We start from the raw sequence: 22,142 nt of genomic DNA on the forward strand, positions 1-22,142 counted from the left end.
GCGTACGGGCCGGGCCTGAACCGCCATGACCACCGACGACCAGGCCCGGGCCCGCCTCAGCAGCGCGTCAAGCGCCATGCACCGCGACTTTGCACCGAACCGAGCCATGGTCGCCGCCGCGCTGGCGCAGCTCTCCGCCGAACACCGGGCCCTGCTACGCCGTGCCTATTACTTCGGATGGAGCACCGAGCAGATCGCGGTCGATCTGGAAATCGCGGAGCGCAGCGTGAAGACCCAGCTGCACTACGCGCTGCGGACACTGCAACAGACACTGCGAGATATGGGAACGGTGCAATGACGTTTGACCACGAGTACGGCCTGTGGGATGCCGCCTATGTGCTGGGGTCACTCTCGGAGTCCGATTACCGCGAGTTCGAGACGCACCTGGACGAGTGCCTGCTGTGCCAGGACGCCGTCACCGAGTTGTCCGAGATGCCGGCTGTCCTGTCGTTGCTGGATGAAGAGGACTTCACCGAATCCGACGACGTGACAGCCGACAGCGAATTCACCGCGGGTCGCGCAGCCGCCGGTGTCGTCCGTCATGTCAACGGCCATGACTCTGGTGCTGCGGTGGCGGTTCTTCAGCCGCCGGAGACGGTCTTCAGGGTCTTTCGCCCCGGCAACTACGCTCCGGTCCCCGACGAGCTCACCGAGTTCGATCTGCCCGTCGACGGCAGCATCCCGCCGGAGTTGAACGGCTGGTATCTGCGCAACGGCCCCAACCCCCGCGAGGCGGGCGGGCACTGGTGCACCGGCGACGGCATGGTGCACGGAGTTCGGCTGGAGAACGGCCGGGCCGCCTGGTACCGCAACCGCTGGGTGCGCACCGAGAGCTTCGAACACCCCCTGCCGCTGTTCAACGCCGACGGCAGCCGCAATCTGCACTCCAGCGCGGCCAACACGCACGTCATCCGGCACGCCGGCAAGACCCTGGCGCTGATGGACACCGCATTGCCCTACGAACTGACCCCCGACTTGGACACGCTGGGCGCCTACGACTTCGCCGGCAAGCTGACCGATTCCATGGCGCCGCATCCCAAGGTGTGTCCGATCACGGGCGAGCTGCACTTCTTCGGCTACGGCGACCTTGCCCACCCGCACATCAATTACTACCGCGCCGGCGCCGACGGCGCGGTCCAGGTCCGCCGTCCGATCGATGTCCCCGGGCTGACGCTGATGCACGACTTCGCGTTGACCGCGCAGCATGTGGTGTTCCTGGACCTGCCGTTGGTGTTCAATCCGCAGGTTGCGCTCACCCGGCCCATCGAGCGTGACCTGCCGTACCGGTGGGACGACGACTACGGCGCCCGCCTCGGGGTGCTGCGCCGCGATGACCCGTTCGGTCCGGTTCGGTGGTTCGACATCAACCCGTGTTACGTCTTCCACGTCGCCAACGCGTTCGATGTGTCGTCACCCCACGGCGACGCGATCGTGATGCAGGTGGTCCGCTACCCGGAAATCTGGCGTGCCAACAGTGATTTCGAAACCGACGCCTCGCTGTGGCGCTGGACGATCGACTTGGACGCGGGCGTCGTGCAAGAGGTTCAGCTCGACGATCGTGACATCGAGTTCCCCCGCGTCGACGACCGGCGGGTGGGCGCTGCGGCCCGCTACGCCGTCGCCGTCGGCGCAGACGGTCTGGTCCGCTACGACCTGGCCCGCGACAGCGCCGAGGTCCACCGGTTCGGCGTCAACGGGATGGCCGGCGCGCCCGACGAGGCGGTGTTCGCTCCGGCACCGGGGCAGACCGACGAATCGGCCGGTTGGTACCTGAGTTACGTCTACAGCCCGGTCCGCGAGTGTAGCGAACTGGTGATCCTGGGCGCGTCGGAGTTCGACGCCGAACCGGTCGCCCGGGTGCGGCTGCCGCGTCGCGTTCCGCACGGTTTTCACGGCAGCTGGATTCCTGACTGAGGTGCAAAATCATGAACCGAGCGGTTCAGCGAGGCTCGACGAAGGAGAGCCGAAGCTGGGACCGCCGCATGAACCGAGCAGGCATCCACGTCGTGTCATTAGGCAGGAGGTGATCAGCTTGCCTCGCATTGGCATACCGCCAGACCACGAAGCCGCGCTGATGAAAGCGCTCTACGACGAGCACGCCGCGGTGTTGTGGCGTTACGCCCTGCGCCTGACCGGTGACGCCAGCCGTGCCGAAGACGTGGTGCAGGAGACGCTGCTGCGCGCCTGGCAGCACCCGGAGGTCATCGGCGATACCGAGCGCTCCCCTCGGGCCTGGATGTGCACCGTGGCGCGCAACATGATCATCGACGAACGGCGCAGCGCCCAGTACCGCCACGTGGTCGCCACGCTCGACGAGACGACCACGCCCGAGCAACCCACCCGCGACGAGGTGGACACCGCCCTGGACCGGATGTTGATCGCCGACGCCATGACCCACCTGTCGGCGGAGCACCGGGCGGTGATCGAACGGTCCTACTACCGTGGCTGGAGTACGGGCCAGACCGCCGAAGACCTGGGGATCGCGGAGGGAACAGTGAAATCGCGCCTGCACTACGCGGTGCGGGCTCTGCGACTCGCCCTGCAGGAGATGGGGGTGACACGATGATGTCGCCGCGGGAGATCGGCCCGGCCTGCGGGCCGGTCGAGGGTGAGCACCCATACGCCATGTGGGATGCCGCCTATGTGCTCGGTTCGCTGTCTGCGGCCGACCGCCGGGAATTCGAGGGACACCTGGCCAGCTGCCCGCAGTGCCGGGACGCCGTGACCGAAATCAGCGGCGTGCCCGCCCTGCTGTCCCAGCTCGACGGCAACTGTGTGGCGGCCATCAACGAGTCCGCCACAGAGCCTCCCCCGCCGGCCAACCTGCTGCCGGCCCTGTTGACCGAGGTGCACCGGCGGCGCCGGCGTACCCGGCTGATGGCGTGGACGGCCTCGGCCGCGGCGGCCGCCGTGCTCGGGATCGGTGTCCTGCTGGGCATCGGCTCGGCGACCACGCCGTCCCCCCACCCCGATGCGGTGCCGATGGCCCAAGTGGGGACGACGGCGCTCGCCTCGACGGTGGCGGTCAGGGACGAATCCTGGGGTAGCTACATCGATCTGAGTTGCGTCTGCCTGGCACCGGTGAACGCTCACCACGACACCCTGGCGCTGGTGGTGGTCGGCCGCGATGGCAGCCAGACCCGGCTGGCGACCTGGGTCGCCGAACCCGGGCACACCGCGACGCCGGCCGGCAGCATCTCGACTCCGTCGGATCAGATCGCCTCGGTCCAAGTGGTGTCGGCCGACAACGGCCAGGTCCTGCTGGAGCGCACGCTGTAACGAGCCCGGGTCATCGGATCCTTCTTCGAACCAACGCCCGCCGCAAACCGTGTCAATGACATCGTCATCACGAGTTAGGCGGGCAGATGTCCAGGATCGCTTCCGTGGTCGATTTCATTGTCGCCCAGCTGGCGGCGATGGGAGTCGGTCACATCTTCGGCGTCGATGGCGCGAACATCGAAGACCTATACGACGCAGCGTATTTTCGTCCCGACATCACGGCGGTGCTGGCCAAGCATGAGTTCTCGGCCGCCACCATGGCCGACGGTTACAGCCGCAGCGGTGCCGGGTTGGGGGTGGTCGCCGCGACGTCGGGCGGGGGCGCGCTGAACCTGGTTGCCGGGCTCGGTGAATCATTGGCCAGCCGGGTTCCGGTGCTGGCGCTGGTGGGCCAGGCCCCGATCACTTTGGACGGTCGAGGCAGTTTCCAAGACACCAGTGGCCGCAACGGTGCACTCGATGCACAGGCCTTGTTCTCGGCGGTCTCGGTCTTCTGCGAGCGGGTGATGAACCCCGAGGACATCGTGGCCGCCTTGCCCCGGGCGATCGCCGCGGCACGCGGCGGCGGGCCCGCGGTGCTGTTGCTGCCCAAGGATGTTCAGCAGGGCTTCGTCACCGCCGGCCCGTACCGCAACGGCGGCGACACCGGCGGCGATCCCGTCGTGATCAGCGACCCGCATCCGATCGTCCACGCGCTGCGCAACGCCCATGGACCGGTCACGATCATCGCCGGCGAACAGGTGGCGCGTGACGACGCCCGCGCCGATCTCGAGAATCTGCGGGCACTGCTGCGCGCACGGGTGGTGTGCGTCCCCGACGCCAAAGACGTCTCGGGCACTTCGGGTTTGGGATCTTCGTCGGCACTGGGTGTGGCCGGCATCATGGGCCACCCCTCGGTAGCCGATGCACTGACCGGCAGTGCGCTGTGCCTGGTGGTGGGCACCCGGATGTCGCTGACCGCCCGCGCCGGTCTCGAAGCGGTGCTGGGCTCCATCCACACGGTATCGATCGGTTCGGCGCCGCCGTATGTTCCGTGTACGCACGTGCAGACCGCTGATCTTCGGGTGTCCCTACGCGCGATCGCCCGCGAGCTCTCCGGAGCCGGGCGCCCCCGGTGGCTGCGGGTGCCCGAGACGGTGCCGCACACCGAACTGAATCCCCCGCCTTACGCCGGCCCCGGGGTGCGCTATCGCGACGCGATGGCCGTGCTGGACCGCGCGTTGCCTGCCGGGACCGACATCGTCGTCGATGCGGGCAACACCGGCGCTGCGGCCATCCACTACCTGCCGCCGCGACGCGACGGCCGTTTCCTGGTCGCACTGGGGATGGGCGGGATGGGCTACAGCTTCGGGGCCGGGATCGGGATGGCTTTCGGCCGTGGTCGGCGCACCGTGGTGATCGCCGGCGACGGTGCGTTCTTCATGCACGGCATGGAGATCCACACCGCCGTGCAGTACCGGCTTCCGGTGCTGTTCGTGCTGCTGAACAACAACGCGCACGCCATGTGCGTCACCCGCGAGCAGCTCTTCTATGACGGCTTCTACAGCTACAACCGCTTTACGCCCAGCCAGCTCGGTGACGGCCTGGCGTCGATGTTCCCGGGGCTCAGCGCGATCGACGTCGACGACCCGGGCACATTCGGCGCGGTCGTGGAGTCGGCGTTGGACCGTGAGGGCCCCTCGGTGATCAGCGTCGAGTGCGCCGCCGACGAGATACCACCGTTCGCGCCGTTCCTTTCTGCCGATGCGTCACCGAAAACCACTGCTCCAGTAGCTCATAACGGCAAGGTTCCAACCCACGAGGAGGATCAATTCGATGTCGCTGCCCGCCCTCGCTGATATCAGCGTCCACACCGGTACGCCCGGACCCATCGACGGCTTGGTCCGGGTCGAGACCAGTCCGCGGGAGGTCGCCACCCCGATCATCATGGAGATGATGCATTCGGTCTATCCCCACGACGTGGTGTTCGGCGACTACTGCACCGTCAACGACTACATCGACTGTCCGCCCGACGAATTGTTCGACTACCTCTCCGATACGCGATGCCTGGAAGAGTGGACCTACAGCCTGCGCGGCTTCACCCCCACCGACGAAGCAGATCTCTGGCTCGCCTACGACCGACTGGGTTCGGAGACCAAGATCTACACCCGCACCGTCTTTAACCGGGAAGCACTCACGGTGGACTACCACTGCGCCTGGGATCAGCCCGACCACCTGTGGATGATCTACCTGATCCGGATCGTCGACGCCCAGGTGGTGCTGAACAAGCCCGGATCGGTTGTGCTGTGGACCAATTGCCACCACCCGTTCTACGACCACAATCCCTATCCGGACACCGCGCCGCCGCAGCGCCCGGTGTGGGTCGGCGACTTCTGGGACATGTTCAGCGCCGGCCACCTGCTGGAGCTGAAGAATCTGAAGGCGATTGCCGAATACCGGCACCACAACGGCCTTCCGGTCACCCCATTCTGGATGCGATGAGGCGATCATGAACCAATCAGCCGTCAGCCTGATCGACGTCTCCAGCTACCTTCCCGGCGAACCCATCGGCGCCGACTATTACGCGCAGTTCGCCGAGTCCGATGCGTTGCGCGACAACCTGATGTTCCGCGCCCCCCGATTCCGCCATCATGTCGGCGACGACGAGTCCGCGGTCGACATGATCGAGCAGGCGGCGCAGGGAATCATCGAGCGCCACGGCCGCGACGTCATCGAGAACGTGGACATCTTGATCACCCACACCCAGTTGCCGGACATCCCGTTCTGCGGCGCGGGCGGCGGGGTCGCCCACCGGCTGGGAATGCGTCCATCCTCGGTGCTGGATCTGCACAATGGCGGATGCGCCGCTTTCATCCTGGGGCTCAATGTGGCTCGCCAGTTGTTGTCGGCCGGACTGGGGCAAAGCGCGTTGATCGCGATCGCGCAGAACGCCGCCGGCCAGGTCTTCGACCATCCCGCCGTGCGCAGCAAGTCGCAGGCGTCGGTTCCCGGTGACGGCGCGGCGGTCGGACTGCTCACCCGATCAGATCAATCGCCCATCATCGACGTCGAATGCCGCACCTACGGCCAGTACGCCGGCGACATGACCTACAACACCGACCCGCCCCGCAAGTGGTGGCAGCCCGGGCCGGGCGCCGCCTACATCGGTTTCACCGAAGACAAGATCACCAAGGTGCTCGCGCGCGGCAACCGGCAGGTCCCCGAGGTCGCCCTCGCGGTCTGTCATCGCAACCGCCTGTCTCCCTCGGATATCGGACTCCTGGTCACCAACCAGCCCAACCGGATCTTTCTGCGCAATTGGCGCGAAGCGCTCGAAGTGCCCGAATCACGACACGTCGACACCTTTGATGAGTGCGGCAACCTGTTCGGCGCCGGCATCCCGATCAACCTGGATCGGGCTATAACCGGCAACCGGCTGCAGCCGGGCGAGGTGGTGGTGATGGCCGGCTTCGCACACGCCGGCGACTTCGCCGGTGCGGCGGCCATCCGATGGGGCGGACGACCGCAATGACCTCGGCGGCGCAAGCGGATTCGGGTACCACGCATCTTCTCAGCGCACTGCCGCCGGCCGTCGACCCGTGTGCGTTGTCGCTCAACGAGAACCCCCTACCGCCGCTGCCGGCGGTGCGCGCGGCGCTGGTTGACTTCATCGGGGCGGCCAACCGCTATCCAGAATTCCTGCCCACCCAACTGCGCCGACTGGTAGCCGACCATGCCGGGGTGGCCGAGGAGAGCGTGGCACTCGGCCCGGGCGCGTCCGGGCTGGCTATGCGGGTGCTGCAGACAGCAGCATCTCCCGGCGAGCGGATCGTACTGAGCAAGCCCACTTTTGAGGGCTACCCCGCCTTCGCCCAGATGACCGGCTTGACCGCGGTCGACGTGCCCCTCGACAGCTACGGCCATTACGACCTGACCGCGATGGCCCAGGCAACCGCCCAGGGTGCCCGGGTGGTGGTGTTGTGCCGCCCGCACAATCCGACCGGAACGCTGGAAACCGTCGCCGATGTCGAACGGCTGGTCGCGGACGTTCCCGCCGACACCATTGTGCTGCTGGACGAGGCCTACATCGAGTTCGTCGCACCGAACCAGCGCATCGACGTTCCCAGACTCATTGCACGCTTCCCGAATGTGATTGTGCTGCGCACTTTCTCCAAGGCCTACGGCCTGGCCGGGCTACGAATCGGCTACGCGCTGGCGGCACCGGAGCTGGCCGGTCTGCTGTGGTCGATGCAGCTGCCGTTCGGCATCAGCGCCGGCTGCACGGTGGCGGTGGCCGCTTCCTACCAGGCAGAAGCACAACTGGAGCAGCGCATCGCCCACATCGTCGCCGAACGGAGCTATCTGCGGACCCGGCTGCGGGCATCGGGGGTGTACACCACCGATTCCCACGCGAACTTTGTGTACCTGCCGGCGACCGACCGGCCATGGAGCGAGATCTTCTCCGCCAGTGGGCTGCGGGTCCGGAACTATCCCGACGGCGCGGTGCGCATCACCATCGGCTCGCGCGGCTCCACCCAGATGGTTTTGTCCGCCATCGAGTAGCGCCTCAATGTGCCAGCAGGTGCACCGCACGGTCGAACACCGCAGGCAGCGCACAGCAGGCGGGGACCACAGCCCGTCGGGCCGGCTGCCACGCGCTGGCCAGCACCAGACCTCGGGTGAGCAGTCGATAGCGGCGGGTAATGGAATGCCAGGTGCGCTCGTAAGACAACGGGTTGCCATCGACTATCGCCGCCACAGCCGCAGCGGCCTGTTTGACAGCCAGGCTGACGCCCTCGCCGGTCAGCGCATCCTCGTAGCCGGCCGCGTCACCGACCAACAGCACCCGGCCGACAACCCGGCGCGAAACCACTTGCCGCATAGGACCGCAGCCGCGGGCAGGACCGCGTGGAGCGTCGGCCAAACGGGCCGCCAGGGACGGAAACCAGTCCAGCTCCGGGCGGTTCGGCGACAAGATGGCCACCCCCACCAGGCCCGGCTCTACCGGCGTCACGTAGGCCTCACCCCACCGTGACCAGTGCACCTCGACGAACTCCGACCACGCCGGAACCTGGTAGTGCCATCGCAGACCGTAACGCCGCGGGGTCCCTGCAACACAGGAGATCCCGACGGCGCGGCGAACGACCGAATGCAGTCCGTCGGCGGCGATCAACCATCTGGCCCGGATGCCGCCCGCCGTTACTCCCCCGGCGTCTTGGACGACGGCGTCCACCTTCGTGGCGACCCAGTCGACGTCGTTCTGCTTGGCCTGATCGGTCAGGGCGGCATGCAACGTCGTGCGTCGCACGCCGCGTCCCGGGCCATTGCGAAAAGGCGCCTCGGCCCGGCGTTGCTCGTCGAGATAGTTGATGCCGCGCAGCGGCATACCGACCGGGTCCACCCCGAGCGACTTCAACACGGCCAGCCCGCCCGGCATCAGGCCCTCCCCACAGGCCTTGTCGATCGGGCTGGCCCGGGGATCGGCAACGATCACCGAAAGTCCCTGCTGTCGAGCACACAACGCGGTAGCGAGGCCCCCCGGCCCGCCGCCGACGATCAGCAGGTCGGTGTCGAAGCCGATCACCGGTACCCCAGCGCGACGTTCTCCACCCGAATCCGCTCCCGTAACACCGCCGCGTTGGCCAGACCGAACCAGAGCGCGGTCAGCCAGGCGGTGTGGATCAGCGGCAGTGCTAACCCCTCGCATACCACTGCCACATAGTTGGGATGATGGATCCAGCGATACGGACCGCCGTGCACCAGAGGGCTTTCCGGCAGAACGATCACCTGGGTATTCCAGCGCCGGCCCAGTGTGCGCACACACCACCAGCGCAGTACCTGGCTCAACATCGCGACCGCAAACATGGGCCAGCCCAGCCAGGGGATAAAGGGCCGGTGCAACAGCCATACCTCGGCAACGCAGCTGACCAGCAGCGCCGAGTGGATGCTGACCATCACCGGATAGTGCTCGTGCCCGAACTCGACGCCGCCATTGGCGAACGCCCACCGCGCGTTGCTGCGGGCCACCACCAACTCGATGAGTCGTTCGATGCCCACCACCCCAACCAGCAAGTAGTACACGCCTACCACTCCAGCAGCACGAGTTCGGCGGAGAAACCCGGCCCCATCGCGATCATCAACCCGAGCGATCCGGGCGGCGGAGGATCGGATTCGATGCCGTCGAGAATGTCCAGGACGGACACCGAGGACAGGTTTCCGTGATCCCGCAACGAATTTCGGGTCGGCGTCAGCGCCTCGGACCGTAGGTGCAGCAGGTTCTCGATCACGTCGATGATCTTCGGTCCGGCGGCGTGCACTATCCAGGTCGAGATGTCGTCGCTGACCAGGCCGTGATCGGCCAGGAATTCGCGCACGTTGTCGCCGAGATACTTCTCGACGATCGTGGCGATCTCCACCGACAGGACGATGCTGAAGCCCTCGCTGCCGATCTTCCATCCCAGGATGTCATCGGTGTCGGGGTAGGTCTGGCTTCGCGTCGCCAACAGCCTCGGACCGCGTGCCGCGCGTCGGGCGCCCGTCGCGATGACCGCCGCGGCGCCGTCACCGAACAGGCTGGCGGCAACCAGATTTGCCACCGAGAGGTCTTCGCGCTGAACCGTCAAAGAGCACAGTTCGACGGCGACCAGGGCGGCCACATGGTCGGGGAAGGCGCGCAGGTAATCGTGGACCCGGGCCAGGCCCGCCGCGCCGGCGACACAGCCCAACCCGAACAGCGGGATGCGTTTGACGTCGGAGCGAAGACCGATCCGCGACACCAACCGCCCCTCCAGCGAGGGAACGGCCAAGCCGGTGACCGTCGTCGAGAACACGACATCAACGTCGGCCGGAGCGATTCCGGCGCGATCCAGCGCCTCCAGCAGCGCCCGCTCGCTCAGATCCAGAGCGATGTCAAGGTATTCGTCGTTCGCCTCGGAGAAGCCGCTGAGCTTCGGGTACCGCGCCAACGGCAGCGCCAGCTGGCGGGTCGCGACACCACTGTGGGCGGCGAACCGCTGAAAGTCGGGGCCAGCGAAGTCCGACAGAGCGGCCATCACCTCACCCTGACGGTGTTGGTGAGAAGGAATTCCACGGCTACGGCGGCCACGGTCGGAGTGTTGTCCATGTCGAGGTCACGGTGCCGCCGCGGCGCTGGTTCAACGGCTCGGCATAGCTGGCGAATATTGAACGCCTGCGCCATCGACTACGTATCTTGTCGGTAGGGGTGCCGCTGCACCTCCGGTTGACCATATCGGCGGAAGGTCACTACGTGCTGCACCGGATCGCCCTGCTGGCCCTCGCCGCTCCGCGACGCGTCCTCGTCCTGGCCGGGCTGGTGATGGTCGCAGCCGCGGTGTTCGGGATCCCGGTGGCCGACAGCCTGTCCGCGGGCGGCTTTCAGGACCCCGGTTCGGAGTCCGCGCAGGCCACCGCGCTGCTGACCGACAAGTTCGGCCAAAGTGACCAGCAGTTGCTGATTCTGGTGAGTTCCCCCGAAGGCGCCGACAGCGACCGGGCCCGCACGGTCGGCACCGAGATCGCCGGAGTCCTGCAGCGCTCGCCGCACGTCTTCAACGTAGCCTCGCCGTGGACGGATCCGCCCTCGGCGGCCGCCCGACTGACCAGCACCGACGGTACGGCCGGTCTGATCGTGGCCAACCTGCGCGGCGGCGAGAACGACGCGCAGAAATATGCCCGCACCCTGGCCGACCAGGTGGCACACGACCGCGACGGGGTCAGCGTTCGCGCCGGCGGTGGCGCGATGGTCTATGCGCAGATCAATCACCAGAATCAGCATGACCTGCTGCTGATGGAATCGATCGCGATCCCGCTGAGCTTTGCGGTGCTGGTGTGGGTTTTCGGCGGTCTGCTGGCGGCCGCGTTGCCGGTGGCGCTGGGCGGACTGGCGATCGTGGGCTCGATGGCGGTGCTGCGGCTGATCACGCTGGGCACCGACGTGTCGATCTTCGCGATGAACCTCACCACCGCGATGGGCTTGGCGCTGGCGATCGACTACACCCTGCTGATCATCAACCGTTACCGCGACGAACTGGCCGAGGGCGTCGCCCCCGATCGAGCCCTGATCCGGACGATGACCACCGCCGGTCGCACCGTGCTGTTCTCGGCGATCACCGTCGCGCTGTCGATGGCGGCCATGGTCTTGTTCCCGATGTACTTCCTCAAGTCGTTCGCCTACGCCGGGGTGGCGACGGTGACGTTCGTGGCGATCGCGGCGATCGTGGTGACCCCGGCGGCGATCGCCCTGCTGGGACCCCGTCTCGACGCACTGAACCTGCGACGGCCGATTCGGCGGCTGCTGCGGCGCCCTGAGCCCGTCGCGCGACCGATCGAAGAGGGATTCTGGTACCGGTCAACGAGATTCGTTTCCCGCCACTCGGTGCCGATCGGTCTGGCCGTGGTCACGCTGCTGGTGGCGGTCGGAGCGCCGTTCCTCGGCGTGAAGTGGGGCTACCCCGACGACCGGGTGCTGCCGCGAACAGCCTCGGCGCACCAGGTCGGCGACGCGCTGCGCGAGCAGTTCGCCGACGACTCCGACCGGGCGGTGCCGATCGTTGTTCGTGAGGCGAACGGCATCGCGCCACAGGAGTTGGATCGCTACGCCGCCGAACTGTCCCGGGTCCCGGAGGTGTCCTCGGTGTCGGCGCCGACCGGCACCTTCGTCGGCGGCGACCGGGTGGGCGATCCCTCGGCGGCCACCGGGATCAAAGACGACACCGTGTTGCTGACCGTGGCCAGCACCGCCCCGCTGTTTTCGCAGCGTTCCGAAACCCAGCTCGATCTGCTGCATCAGGTGCCGGCACCCGGTCAGCGGACGGTGCAGATGGGCGGGCTGGCGCAGATCAACCGGGACAGCGTCGACGCGATCACCGACCGGCTGCCACTGGTGCTGGGGCTGATCGCCACCATCACGTTCGCGCTGCTGTTCCTGCTGACCGGCAGCGTGGTGCTGCCGATCAAGGCGCTGATCCTCAATGTGTTGTCGCTGTGCGCCGCGTTCGGGGCGCTGGTCTGGATATTCCAGGACGGGCATCTCGGAGCGCTGGGCACGACGCCCACCGGCATGTTGGTCGCCAACGTTCCGGTGCTGCTGTTCTGCATCTCGTTCGGGCTGTCGATGGACTATGAGGTCTTCCTGGTATCCCGGATCCGGGAGTACTGGCTGGCCTCGGGGCGCACCCGCGCCGACAACGACGAGAGCGTGTCGCAGGGATTGGCGCATACCGCTCGGGTGATTACCGCCGCGGCCCTGATCATGTCGATCTCGTTCGCAGCGTTGATCGCCGCACAGGTGTCGTTCATGCGCATGCTCGGCCTCGGTCTGACCTTGGCGGTGCTGGTGGATGCCACGCTGATCCGGATGGTGTTGGTGCCGGCGTTCATGCACCTGATGGGCAGTTGGAACTGGTGGGCGCCCGCACCGCTGGCCCGGCTGGCGCGGCGGTTCGAGATCAGCGAGAACGGCGGTTCAACGGGGCGCCACGCCGCGCCCCCGGGACTTCGGACCCCGCATGTGCCGGCGCAACATGGCGCGCATCGGGCTCACCGGAGCACGCACGAAGCCGCACTATCCACCCCGGACTGATTGGCCGTCCGCGGCCGTCAGGTCCCGCAGAATGTGCGGTAGGCCCCGAATTCCGGCGGTGCCGGAGCGGCATATGCCGCCACGTCATCCCGTTGCCGGTAGGGCTCGGTGATCACGTCCAACAGATTTTGCACCGGCGCCAGGTCGCCGCGCATCGCGGACGTCAACGCCTGCTCCACCAGGTGGTTGCGCGCAATGTAGACCGGATTGACCCTGTCCATCGCGTCAAAGTCGGGCTGCATGGCCCGCCAGCGCCCCAGCCAGTCACCGAATACGGCGGGCAGGGAGCCGGTGTGCCCGCGCCCGGCCGCCGCCAGCTGCCGGAAGAACGAGGTGTAGTCCACCTGGTTGTCGGTCATGAGCGCCAACGCCTGATCAATCAGCGCGGCAGCCTCCACGCTGCCGGTCAGCCCGAACTTCGCCAGCATCCCCGCCGACCAGAGGCCGTGATAGCGCGGCATGAACCCTTCGAGGGTTTCCACCGCCACCGACAGCGCCAGCTCCTCGGTGGCGGCAAAAAGCGGCAGGATGGTCTCGGCGAACCGGGCCAGGTTCCACTGGGCGACCAGCGGCTGGTTGCCGTAGGCGTAGCGCCCGGCGTGGTCGATGGAGCTGAACACCGTCGCCGGGTCGTAGGCCTCCATGAATGCGCACGGGCCGTAGTCGATGGTCTCCCCGGAGATGGTCATGTTGTCGGTGTTCATCACGCCGTGCACGAAACCGACCAGCATCCAGCGTGCGATCAGCGACGCCTGGGCTTCGACGACCGCTTGAAACAGTGCGAGGTAAGGGTTTTCGGCCTGTGCGGCGTCGGGGTAATGCCGGGCGATCGCGTAGTCGGCCAGCCGGCGCAGCAGCCCCAGATCACCGGTGGCGCGGGCCTGCTGGGCGACGAGCTGGAAACTGCCGACCCGCAAGTGGCTGGCGGCAACGCGGGTCAGTACCGCCCCGGGCACCGGCGCCTCGCGTTGCACCTGGGCTCCGGTGGCCACCACGGCCAGCGAGCGGGTGGTGGGGATCCCCAGCGCGTGCATGGCTTCGCTGATGACGTATTCGCGCAGCATCGGGCCGACGACGGCCAAACCGTCGCCGCCGCGGGCGAATGGAGTCGGCCCGGAGCCCTTGAGGTGGATGTCGTGACGGCGGTCGCCGTCGAGTTCGCCGAGCAGCAGGGCGCGACCATCTCCGAGCAGCGGCACATAGTTCCCGAATTGGTGTCCGGCATAGGCCTGGGCCACCGGGGTGGCGCCGTCGGGAACGTCGGTACCGGTCAACAGCTTTAGCCCGTCAGGGCTTTTCAGCCAGGCCGGATCCAAGCCCAGTTCGGCGGCCAGCTTCTCATTGAGCACCAGCAGCTTCGGTTCCGGCGGAATGGCGGCCCGCCAGGGCTGGGCGAGTTCGGGGAACTCACTGGCAAAGTCGGCGGTCAGTATCGGGGACGCCATCTGGCCAGCCTACGCAACCGCTACCGTTGCCACGGTGACGGAACGGCGCCGCTGGGACACGGCGAAGACGGCGGTATGGCGGATCGGGACCGCCGTCGTCGTCGCCGCGATCTTCATCGGCCTGTACCAGGTGAACCGCACCCACCCGGCGCACCCTCTGGTCCCGATCCCGATGGCGCACGCGATCGGGCCCGGCATCGGCATCAGCGTCTCCCCCGGCGGCGACGCAGCCAGTATCAGTTGCACCACCGGATTCCTGGTACACACCCGCGACGGCCGACCCGGGCTGCTGGTAGCCGGGCACTGCAACCCGGGCGGCGGGCCCGGGCAGGTGGTGATCCGCCACGGCGGCGCTTTCGCCTATCGCACCATCGGCACGTTCACCGAGACCGTCAGCGACGGCAGCAACTGGGATGACTACGACATCGGGCTGATCACCCTGGACAACCCCGGCAAGATTCCCGTGACTTCGGTCATCGATGGGCATCCGGTGGTCGGGGCCGCCGAGTATGTGTCCGTTGGCGATGTGCTGTGCCACTACGGAATCCGCAGTGGCGGACCGGTGTGCGGTCCAGTCGTGGCCAGTGAGGCGAACAAGGTCCGGTTTGAAGCCGGCGGTACCTGCGGCGACTCCGGCGGACCGGTGTACCGACTGCGTGACGACGGCACTGCCGAGGCGGTCGGCATCTACATCGCGGTGTCCGACGGTACCTACTCCGAGCCCAAGTGCGAAGACCCGCATCCCTTCTCGATCGCCCAGACCATCACACCGTGGCTGTCGGCCTGGGAGCTGACATTGGATACCACCACCGGCCGCTGATACAGCCGGTGGTGGTGGCCATCACACAATCCTCGTAGCCTGGTGAAACAAGGTCCAGGAGGGCAGTGCGGTGAGTGTGTCAGAGCAATCTTCGGCCCGGACGCGGATGTTCGCTCGCGTTATCGGTCCGTTCCTGGTCATCGTCACTGTGGCGGCCCTGTCTCGTCTCCCGCAGGTGTGGGCGCAGGCCTCGGACTTCGGACCCGATCCGTTGTTGCTGTGGGAGGCTGAGGCGTTCACCCTGTTGGCCGGATTGGCGGTGGTGGCGCTGCACCCGCTTTGGCGCGGCGCAGCGGCCATCTGCGTCTCGGTGACGGGTTGGATCACCCTTCTCAAGGGGCTTGCGTTGACAGTGTTTCCCTACGCCGGTTTGTCGAGCGTGAACATCGCGATGCGTGCCGAGGGTTGGCCGCGCGCCGCCTACGTCCTGTTCGCACTGGTCGGGCTGTACCTGACCTACGTCGGATGGGCGCCGCTGCGGAATCGCCCGTATCCGCAACCGGCGAGCAGTGATCGGGATCTGCGCTCGGCGGCGTGATCTGGGCGGAACGCGACCTTCAGCCGGCTGCTGCAGCGGTGCGGATACCCCGCAACAGGTAGTTCGTCGCGACGACGTGCATGCGTGTCCCGATCACCAGGGCCCGATAGATGCCGCCGTGCAGTCCGGGGAATGCCGCGTAGCTGTGGGCATGCAGGCGCGTCGCACCTGCCTGATCGTCGGTGAGCTCGAACACCAGCCGGTACCGCGAGAAGCGATGCTGTCCCGCCAGTACGATCCGTTGCTGCTCAACGCTTTCGGCCACGGCGAAACCAGCGCGGGGCCGCAGTCCGAGCGGCGCGAGCAGCGGATTGCGTTCGTTACCGTGCAACATGGCCTCGACATAGCGCTGCAGAGCGCTCCACACCCGGCTACGGGGCGCGTCGATCCGCAGCGTGTGCTCGTCGATGTAGGGCAGGTCACTGGTCATGGCATTCACCTTGTCTGGGTCGGGATGGCGTGGCGAAATTCGGCGGACGCCAAACAACGGGCCTGTTCGGTGACCGCTGCCCGTAGGCCGGCGGCGTCGTCAAGGGTCCGGCCCGCATCGATGGCACGCCGGGCCCCACGGACCGCTATCCTCGGTTGGCGCGCGAGACGGTCGGCGAATTCGTGCGCCGTGGAATCGAGTTCGTCGTCGCCGACCACACGGTTGGCCAGTCCGATGCGCAGCGCCTCCGCTGCGTCGATGACCTCGCCGAACAGGATCAGTTCCCGCGCCCGCCCCTCCCCGATGAGGCGCGGGAGTCGAAACGTTGCGCCCATGTCAGGCAACAGGCCGTAGCGAGTTTCGGTCAAACCGACCCGGGCGTCGCGGGCGAAGACGCGGAAGTCGCAGGCCAGTGCCAGCTGCAGGCCCGCCCCGTAGGCGTGCCCCCGGACCGCTGCGACGCTGGGACAGCCAAGCCGGGGAATCCACTCGAAGGTCCCGGCTATCGCGAGGCCGAGCTCCACGGTCTCGTCATCGACGGGCCGCTCGGCGAACGCGGTCAACGTCCCGGCCATGTCTTCGACCAGGTCGATACCGGCCGAGAACGACGGCCCGTCACCGGCGACGATCAGACAACGAAGGGCCTCGTCGGCCAGCAGCTGTCTGCCGAGCTGGTCCAACTCTGCGCGCATTGCCGGGTTGAGCGCATTGCGTTTCTCGGGTCGCGACAACGTCAGGGTTCCGACGTGTTCACGCCGGTCATAGCGAATGGTCTGGTACCTGCTCATGTCATGTAGACGATTCCGCGTGGGCGAGTGTGACACCAGCGAGCTGTCACACTCGCCGGTCTCTTTCCGTCCTAGCAGATGAACACCCAGAACAGGAAGGACCGAGATCATGAACGTCGCACTGTGGACTGCCCAATTCGCACTGGCCGCCATATTCGCTGCCTCCGGAGGCGCCAAACTCACCATGCCGCGCCAACGTCTGCTGGACACGGGCCAAACCGGGGTGGCCATGTTTCCCATGCCGGTAGTGCGTTTCACCGCGGCGATGGAGCTTCTGGCGGCCCTCGGACTGGTAGCACCCGGGCTCACGGGAATGGGTCAGGTGCTCACACCGCTGGCCGCCGCAGGCTTGTGCGTCGTCATGGTCGGGGCAGCCTGGGCGCACTCTCGACTGCAGGAGCCCAAGAGCGTGGCCCTGAACGCCGTGCTGTTCGCGGTCGCGGCCTTCGTGGTGTTCGGCCGGCTGCTCTGATGCAGGAACGTCTCAGAACGTGTCGACGAACCGCCGCGGCGGCACGTCTTGGCCGAACCCGGCGCACGCCGCCAGCGTTGCCACGATCAGAGCGCGGGTCTCGGCGGGATCGATCACGTCATCGATCTCGAAAAGCGTTGCGGCGTTGAGCGCTTTGGCGTTCTCCTGCGCAATGGCGGTGGCCTGCCGGACACGTTCCTCCCGCTCATCGGGATCGGCGATGGCGTCGAGTTCCTTGCGCAGCCCCAGCCGAACCGCACCTTCGAGCCCCATCGGGCCCAGGTGCGCGCTCGGCCAGGCTACGGTCAGCACCGGTTCATGGAGACTGCCGCCCATCATGGCCTGGGCACCCAAGCCATAGCCGCGCCGCAAGATGACCGCGATCAGCGGCACCCGCAGCGCCGCCCCGGCCACCAGCAGCCGAGATGCCCTCCGTACCAGCGCTTCTGCCTCGGCGGCCGGGCCGACCATGTAGCCGGGGCAGTCGACCAGGGACACGATCGGCAGCCCGAAGGCGTCGCACAACTGCAGGAAACGCGCGGCTTTGTCGGAGGCCGCGGCGGTGATGGCTCCGGCCATGACCATGGTGTTGTTGCCGATGATCCCGACTGGCCGGCCGTCGATACGCGCCAGTGCGGTAACCATCTCGGGCGCGAACTTCTCCCGCAGGAACGTCACCGAACCCACGTCGGCGAGGGTCTCGATGATCGGCTTGAGCGGATAGGCACGCCGTGCGCGCTCGGGGATCATGGTGCGCAAGGCGTCCTGGTCGGCCGCAGCGCCGGGGGCGGTAGCACCTTGGAAGTAGCCGAGGACTTGTTTGGTGACCGCAACGGCCTCGGCTTCGTCGGCCACCACAACGTCGACGACGCCGTTGGGCGCCTGCACGGACAACGGGCCCACGTCATCGGGTGCGACGTGGCCCAGTCCACCGCCGGCGATCATCGCCGGGCCCGCCATGCCGATCGAGGTGTCCGCGGTCGCGATGATCAGATCCGAGACGCCCGCGATCACGGCGTTGCCGGCAAAGCAGCGGCCCTTGACCACCGCGATACGCGGCACCAGCCCGGACAGCTTGGCCCACAAGGCGAATGCCGGTACGTCGAGTGACGACACCGTCGGATAGTCGGTGTCACCAGGCCGGCCACCGCCACCCTCGGCAAAGAAGACTGTCGGCAGGCGCATCCGTTCGATGAGCTCGAACAGGCGGTCCTTCTTGAAATGACCGATCGCGCCCTGCGTGCCCGCCAATACGGTGTAGTCGTAGGACAGCACGGCGCAGGCGCCGCGTTCGGGTCCGAACAGCGCGCCGTTGATCGTGGCGGTTCCGCCCAGCAGGCCGTCGCCGGGAGTGTTGGCAATCAGGTCGTCGATGTCGCGCCGGGCGCGTTGGGCCGCGATGGCGAACCGCCCGTATTCCACAAAGGTCCCCGGGTCGACCAGGTCAGCGATGTTCTCGCGAGCCGTACGGCCCCCGGCGTCATGCCGGCGTTGCACCGACTGCGGTCGGGCCGCGTCCTCGGTCAGCGCGCGACGGCGCAGCAGCTCAAGGTGATCGTCACGCAGCGGAGCGTCGGGCATGTGGGATTCCTTCGCCGGGGTGTTGACCTAGAACAACATCATGGGCGAAGCGCGGTCCACAAGCCTCGGACTGGGCCGCGTGTGACGCGGCGGGACCATGTGGGGTGATGCCCGCCTCTGCGCGACAATCCCAGTCGCGGATCTGACATAACGTCGGTTGTCGCTGCAAGGCGGGCGACTCCCCCAATCCTCTCCGCCGGCGCCACTCCCTACGCTGAGGCCATGGCGAACGAGGAACAGCAGCAGGCCTGGGCGGCCCAGGGCATCGACTGGGTGGACAACGCGGCGACCTTCGAGGCGGTGCTGGCACCATTCGCCGACGCGGTCATGCAGGCGGCCGACATCACCGCAGGTGAGCGAGTTCTCGACATCGGCTGCGGCTCCGGCACATTGCTGCAGCGCACCGCCGCCCTGGGTGCCATTCCGTTCGGCGTGGACATCTCCGAACCGATGACGGACGCGGCGCGCCGGCGGGTTCCCGAGGCCACGGTGATCCTCGGCGACGCCCAGACCATGGACCTGCACCAGGCTGGGGGTGGGGCATCGTTTCAGCGGGTCATCTCGCGGTTCGGGGTGATGTTCTTCGACGATCCGGTGGCGGCGTTCACCAACATCCGCACCGCCGCTGCCCCGGGGTCCCGACTGGCGTTCGTGTGCTGGCGCGAAGGCGACAATCCGATGTTCACGGCGGGCACCGATGTTCTGGCCGCCAAACTGGAATCACCTCCTGCCGCGCTGGATCCCACGGCGCCGGGCCCGCTGGCATTCGGCAATCCCGAGCGGGTGCGAGCCATCCTGACCAACGCCGGCTGGAACGACATTGCCGTAGAAGCGTTCGACGGGGTCTGCAATTTCGGGATCGACGGCAGCGACGGCGTCGAGGAACGGCTGGCGTTGATCCTGGCCAACCGCACCGGGCAGCAGGCCCGCGCCGAACTGGAGGCCAGGCTGGGTGCCGATGGCTGGGCCGGCGTGGTCGAGGAACTGCGTGACGAGCTGCGCCGGCAGCGGGTCGACGGTGTGGTGCAGTTCCCGGGCCGCACCTGGGTGGTCACCGCGATAGCGTGACCGGGACCGCTCCGATCACCGCTAAGGACTCCCGTGACCCCACACCCCTTCGATCTGGCCATGCAACTCGAGGCGGTCGACGCTGGAACGTTCCGCGGCGCTACCCGTCCGGAGTGGGCCAACATGGTCGGGCCGTTCGGCGGGATCACCGCGGCTGTTTTGCTACGTGCCGTTGAATCGCACCCCGATCGCATCGGTGACCCGCTGGCGCTGACCGTCAACTTCGCCGCACCCATTGCCGACGGCGAATTCGACGTCAGCGTGCGCGCCGCGCGCACCAACCGCAGCAACCAGCACTGGGTGCTTGAGCTGCGCCAGGGTGACGAAGTCAAGACCACGGCCACCGCGCTGTTCGGACTGCACCGGGACACCTGGGCCGACGACGAAAGCCACCCGTCGAGCGCCCCCGCCCCCGAGGACGTCGCCCCGGGCAGTTTCGTCGACGCCATCGTCTGGGCCAAGCGCTACGACATGCGCTTCACCGACGGCCCGGTGCCGCTCAAGGCGGTAGAGCCCAGCGAATCCTCGACCACCACCTTGTGGGTGCGCGACGCCGAGAACCGGCCGCTCGACTTCGCGGCGTTGGCGTGCCTGTCGGACGTGTTCTTCCCTCGAGTGTTCCTGCGCAGCGGCCGCTTCCTGCCCGCCGGCACCATCTCCCTGACCACCTACTTCCACGCCGACCAAGGCGAAATCGACGCGCTCGGAAGTGATTTTCTGCTGGCCAGCGCGCACGCCAATCGGTTCTCGCGCGGCTACTTCGATCAGAGCGCGCACCTGTGGTCGCGGGCGGGCCGGCTGGTGGCCAGCACGCATCAGCTGGTGTATTTCAAGGACTGACGCTCAAGGCTCGGCCTCGGGTGAATACCGGGATCGCCATCGCTGAACTAGCGTCGCCGGCATGCCCGAGGAACTCGGCGCCCACGCCGATGCCGCGCGAGCGCGCGAAGATGCCCTGGCGGGGCGGCTGCAGAGGTCCGTGCAGACCGACCGGGCTTTCCTGACGACGGTGCGCGGCGCCGCGCAGGTGGCGGTGCAGGGCCGCCGGCGTCTCGACAGTATCGAAGCCGAGATCCGGGCCGCGCTGGCCCAGCACCGCGCTCTGGCCGTGGATACCCCGGCCGGCGCCCGACAGTTCCAGCGCTTCCTGTCTGCTAAGACCCGCGACATTCACCAGGTGATCGCCGAGACCGTCGCTGACGGTCAGGCCCGCGCGCGGGCGGTGCGCACCTTGAATGGCGGCTACTCGGTCGAGCACCGGCAACGGCCGACCATCCAGGCCGTAGACCACTCCTTCAAACGAGGCCCGGCCACCGATGAGGCGCGCCGGCTCAACCAGATCGACGCCTTCCGGGAGGTCTTCGGGCGAGACCCGGTATCAGCCTCCGACTGGGCTACTGCGGCGGCCTTGGACCCGAGCACCTACGACTCCAAGTTCCAGGGGGTGAACTCCGAGGTTCGGGTGGCCCGGATCGATCCGGTGCCGGGGCAAGGAGTTGTGCGTGCATCGCAATGGATCCCACAGCGAGATGTCAAGAGCGGTTTACTTTCTCGCGATTTTGGGAACGATGGTGGACCTAATGCGCACTTTGATCCCGAGGACACAAAGGTCACCACCTACATCGACTACGAGAACGGCATCGTGGTGATGCGACAGAACCCGTCGGTTGAACTCAACGGCAGTGGCGGCCCTGGAAAAGTGGCAGTCGGCGTCCCCCAAGCCAGCATCGCGCAAGCCGCTGACGGGTCGGTGCGCATCAAATACGACGCCGGGAACCCGCTGGTGCCCGGCTTCACAACGGATGCGCACGGCCCACTGCGCGACAATCGGCTCAGCGTCAACGGCGATCTGGTGTTCACTCCGGGACACGACGGCGTCTATATCGACGGAACACGGACCAATTACCCGTCGCTGGAGGTCTACCAGGATCTGCCGAGCGGCGGCACCCGCACGGTGTTGATCGATCCGGCACACTCCGGCAACACTTGGTTGGGCCCGGTCACCAATCTGCCGATCCACCACGAGATCGGCGTCGGCAGTTCGCGCTTCGCCGCGTTCGACGACGCGACGGCCCGCGAATTCGGGCCTGTCTATGCTCCGCCGTCCGTCTCGTCGAGACCAATCAGCTAAGCACCGTTGA

General features: G+C 67.3%; 21 protein-coding genes and 1 pseudogene. 15 read left to right on the forward strand and 7 right to left on the reverse strand.

Annotated elements, in window-relative coordinates; translation table 11 throughout:
• The first annotated feature begins 25 nt into the window (after window positions 1-25).
• The 8 genes from ACJH71_RS01920 (at window position 26) to ACJH71_RS01955 (ending at window position 7,821) form a co-directional block, all read left to right on the forward strand.
• On the forward strand, window positions 26-298 hold the full coding sequence (locus ACJH71_RS01920) for a sigma factor-like helix-turn-helix DNA-binding protein (protein ID WP_406756334.1): 273 nt from the start codon (window positions 26-28) through the stop codon (window positions 296-298).
• The gene (locus ACJH71_RS01925; RefSeq protein WP_406756335.1) at window positions 295-1,914 is read left to right on the forward strand and encodes a carotenoid oxygenase family protein; all 1,620 of its coding nucleotides are present in this window, start codon (window positions 295-297) and stop codon (window positions 1,912-1,914) included. Before ACJH71_RS01920 ends, ACJH71_RS01925 begins: the two co-directional genes overlap by 4 nt.
• Window positions 1,915-2,074: 160 nt before the next feature.
• A complete protein-coding gene (locus ACJH71_RS01930; RefSeq protein ID WP_046283350.1) occupies window positions 2,075-2,566 on the forward strand; it encodes a sigma-70 family RNA polymerase sigma factor in 492 nt (163 codons plus the stop codon).
• Window positions 2,563-3,279: an anti-sigma factor family protein gene (locus ACJH71_RS01935; RefSeq protein ID WP_406756336.1), complete on the forward strand. Its 717-nt coding sequence runs from the start codon at window positions 2,563-2,565 to the stop codon at window positions 3,277-3,279. The genes ACJH71_RS01930 and ACJH71_RS01935 overlap by 4 nt, the downstream gene beginning before the upstream one ends.
• A gap of 86 nt (window positions 3,280-3,365) precedes the next feature.
• Window positions 3,366-5,117, forward strand: coding sequence for a thiamine pyrophosphate-binding protein (locus ACJH71_RS01940; RefSeq protein WP_406756337.1), 1,752 nt, complete (start codon window positions 3,366-3,368; stop codon window positions 5,115-5,117).
• Entirely contained in the window at window positions 5,095-5,760 is a 666-nt protein-coding gene (locus ACJH71_RS01945; RefSeq protein ID WP_406756338.1) for an SRPBCC family protein, read from the forward strand. Before ACJH71_RS01940 ends, ACJH71_RS01945 begins: the two co-directional genes overlap by 23 nt.
• A gap of 7 nt (window positions 5,761-5,767) precedes the next feature.
• Window positions 5,768-6,790 carry a 3-oxoacyl-ACP synthase III family protein gene (locus ACJH71_RS01950; protein ID WP_406756339.1) on the forward strand — a complete coding sequence of 341 codons (1,023 nt, stop codon included), beginning with the start codon at window positions 5,768-5,770 and terminating at the stop codon, window positions 6,788-6,790.
• On the forward strand, window positions 6,787-7,821 hold the full coding sequence (locus ACJH71_RS01955) for a pyridoxal phosphate-dependent aminotransferase (protein WP_406756340.1): 1,035 nt from the start codon (window positions 6,787-6,789) through the stop codon (window positions 7,819-7,821). The genes ACJH71_RS01950 and ACJH71_RS01955 overlap by 4 nt, the downstream gene beginning before the upstream one ends.
• 4 nt (window positions 7,822-7,825) lie before the next feature.
• Here the strand turns inward: ACJH71_RS01955 and ACJH71_RS01960 are convergent, their stop codons facing one another.
• The 3 genes and pseudogenes from ACJH71_RS01960 to ACJH71_RS01970 form a co-directional block, all read right to left on the reverse strand.
• Window positions 7,826-8,842: an NAD(P)/FAD-dependent oxidoreductase gene (locus ACJH71_RS01960; RefSeq protein WP_406756341.1), complete on the reverse strand. Its 1,017-nt coding sequence runs from the start codon at window positions 8,840-8,842 to the stop codon at window positions 7,826-7,828.
• Entirely contained in the window at window positions 8,839-9,339 is a 501-nt protein-coding gene (locus tag ACJH71_RS01965; protein WP_406756342.1) for an isoprenylcysteine carboxyl methyltransferase family protein, read from the reverse strand. The genes ACJH71_RS01960 and ACJH71_RS01965 overlap by 4 nt, the downstream gene beginning before the upstream one ends.
• Window positions 9,340-9,341: 2 nt before the next feature.
• Window positions 9,342-10,381, reverse strand: a pseudogene (locus ACJH71_RS01970) (type III polyketide synthase).
• 144 nt (window positions 10,382-10,525) lie between these two features.
• On the opposite strand from ACJH71_RS01970, the gene ACJH71_RS01975 reads away from it, so the two are divergent.
• Window positions 10,526-12,859 (forward strand): MMPL family transporter, encoded by a 2,334-nt coding sequence (locus ACJH71_RS01975; RefSeq protein WP_406756343.1) that lies wholly within the window; start codon window positions 10,526-10,528, stop codon window positions 12,857-12,859.
• Between the two features lie 17 nt (window positions 12,860-12,876).
• Here the strand turns inward: ACJH71_RS01975 and ACJH71_RS01980 are convergent, their stop codons facing one another.
• On the reverse strand, window positions 12,877-14,304 hold the full coding sequence (locus ACJH71_RS01980) for a protein adenylyltransferase SelO (protein ID WP_406756344.1): 1,428 nt from the start codon (window positions 14,302-14,304) through the stop codon (window positions 12,877-12,879).
• Window positions 14,305-14,338: 34 nt separating this feature from the next.
• Between ACJH71_RS01980 and ACJH71_RS01985 the strand changes: the two genes are divergently transcribed.
• Both ACJH71_RS01985 and ACJH71_RS01990 read left to right on the forward strand, forming a co-directional pair.
• On the forward strand, window positions 14,339-15,124 hold the full coding sequence (locus tag ACJH71_RS01985; RefSeq protein WP_406756345.1) for a hypothetical protein: 786 nt from the start codon (window positions 14,339-14,341) through the stop codon (window positions 15,122-15,124).
• 70 nt (window positions 15,125-15,194) lie between these two features.
• Window positions 15,195-15,662 carry a hypothetical protein gene (locus tag ACJH71_RS01990; protein ID WP_406756346.1) on the forward strand — a complete coding sequence of 156 codons (468 nt, stop codon included), beginning with the start codon at window positions 15,195-15,197 and terminating at the stop codon, window positions 15,660-15,662.
• Between the two features lie 19 nt (window positions 15,663-15,681).
• On the opposite strand, the gene ACJH71_RS01995 is transcribed toward ACJH71_RS01990, so the two are convergent.
• Together ACJH71_RS01995 and ACJH71_RS02000 are read right to left on the reverse strand one after the other, a co-directional pair.
• Window positions 15,682-16,092, reverse strand: coding sequence for a hypothetical protein (locus ACJH71_RS01995; protein WP_406756347.1), 411 nt, complete (start codon window positions 16,090-16,092; stop codon window positions 15,682-15,684).
• Window positions 16,093-16,097: 5 nt separating this feature from the next.
• On the reverse strand, window positions 16,098-16,880 hold the full coding sequence (locus tag ACJH71_RS02000; RefSeq protein ID WP_406756348.1) for an enoyl-CoA hydratase/isomerase family protein: 783 nt from the start codon (window positions 16,878-16,880) through the stop codon (window positions 16,098-16,100).
• Window positions 16,881-16,989: 109 nt separating this feature from the next.
• Here ACJH71_RS02000 and ACJH71_RS02005 point away from each other — a divergent pair, with 109 nt between their 5' ends.
• On the forward strand, window positions 16,990-17,352 hold the full coding sequence (locus ACJH71_RS02005; RefSeq protein WP_406756349.1) for a DoxX family protein: 363 nt from the start codon (window positions 16,990-16,992) through the stop codon (window positions 17,350-17,352).
• A gap of 12 nt (window positions 17,353-17,364) precedes the next feature.
• Here ACJH71_RS02005 and ACJH71_RS02010 read toward each other — a convergent pair whose 3' ends face one another.
• Window positions 17,365-18,933, reverse strand: a complete 1,569-nt coding sequence (locus tag ACJH71_RS02010; RefSeq protein WP_406756350.1) for an acyl-CoA carboxylase subunit beta — start codon at window positions 18,931-18,933, stop codon at window positions 17,365-17,367.
• 222 nt (window positions 18,934-19,155) lie between these two features.
• On the opposite strand from ACJH71_RS02010, the gene ACJH71_RS02015 reads away from it, so the two are divergent.
• From ACJH71_RS02015 to ACJH71_RS02025, 3 genes are all read left to right on the forward strand, one after another.
• A complete protein-coding gene (locus ACJH71_RS02015; protein ID WP_406756351.1) occupies window positions 19,156-20,001 on the forward strand; it encodes a class I SAM-dependent methyltransferase in 846 nt (281 codons plus the stop codon).
• A 60-nt stretch (window positions 20,002-20,061) separates the two neighbouring features.
• Complete coding sequence (locus tag ACJH71_RS02020) at window positions 20,062-20,841, forward strand: acyl-CoA thioesterase (RefSeq protein WP_406756573.1); 780 nt, start codon at window positions 20,062-20,064, stop codon at window positions 20,839-20,841.
• Window positions 20,842-20,902: 61 nt separating this feature from the next.
• Window positions 20,903-22,132, forward strand: coding sequence for a DUF4226 domain-containing protein (locus ACJH71_RS02025; protein WP_406756352.1), 1,230 nt, complete (start codon window positions 20,903-20,905; stop codon window positions 22,130-22,132).
• Window positions 22,133-22,142: the final 10 nt, after the last annotated feature.

Source organism: Mycobacterium sp. SMC-15, assembly GCF_045310925.1.
Taxonomy (GTDB): Bacteria; Actinomycetota; Actinomycetes; order Mycobacteriales; family Mycobacteriaceae; genus Mycobacterium.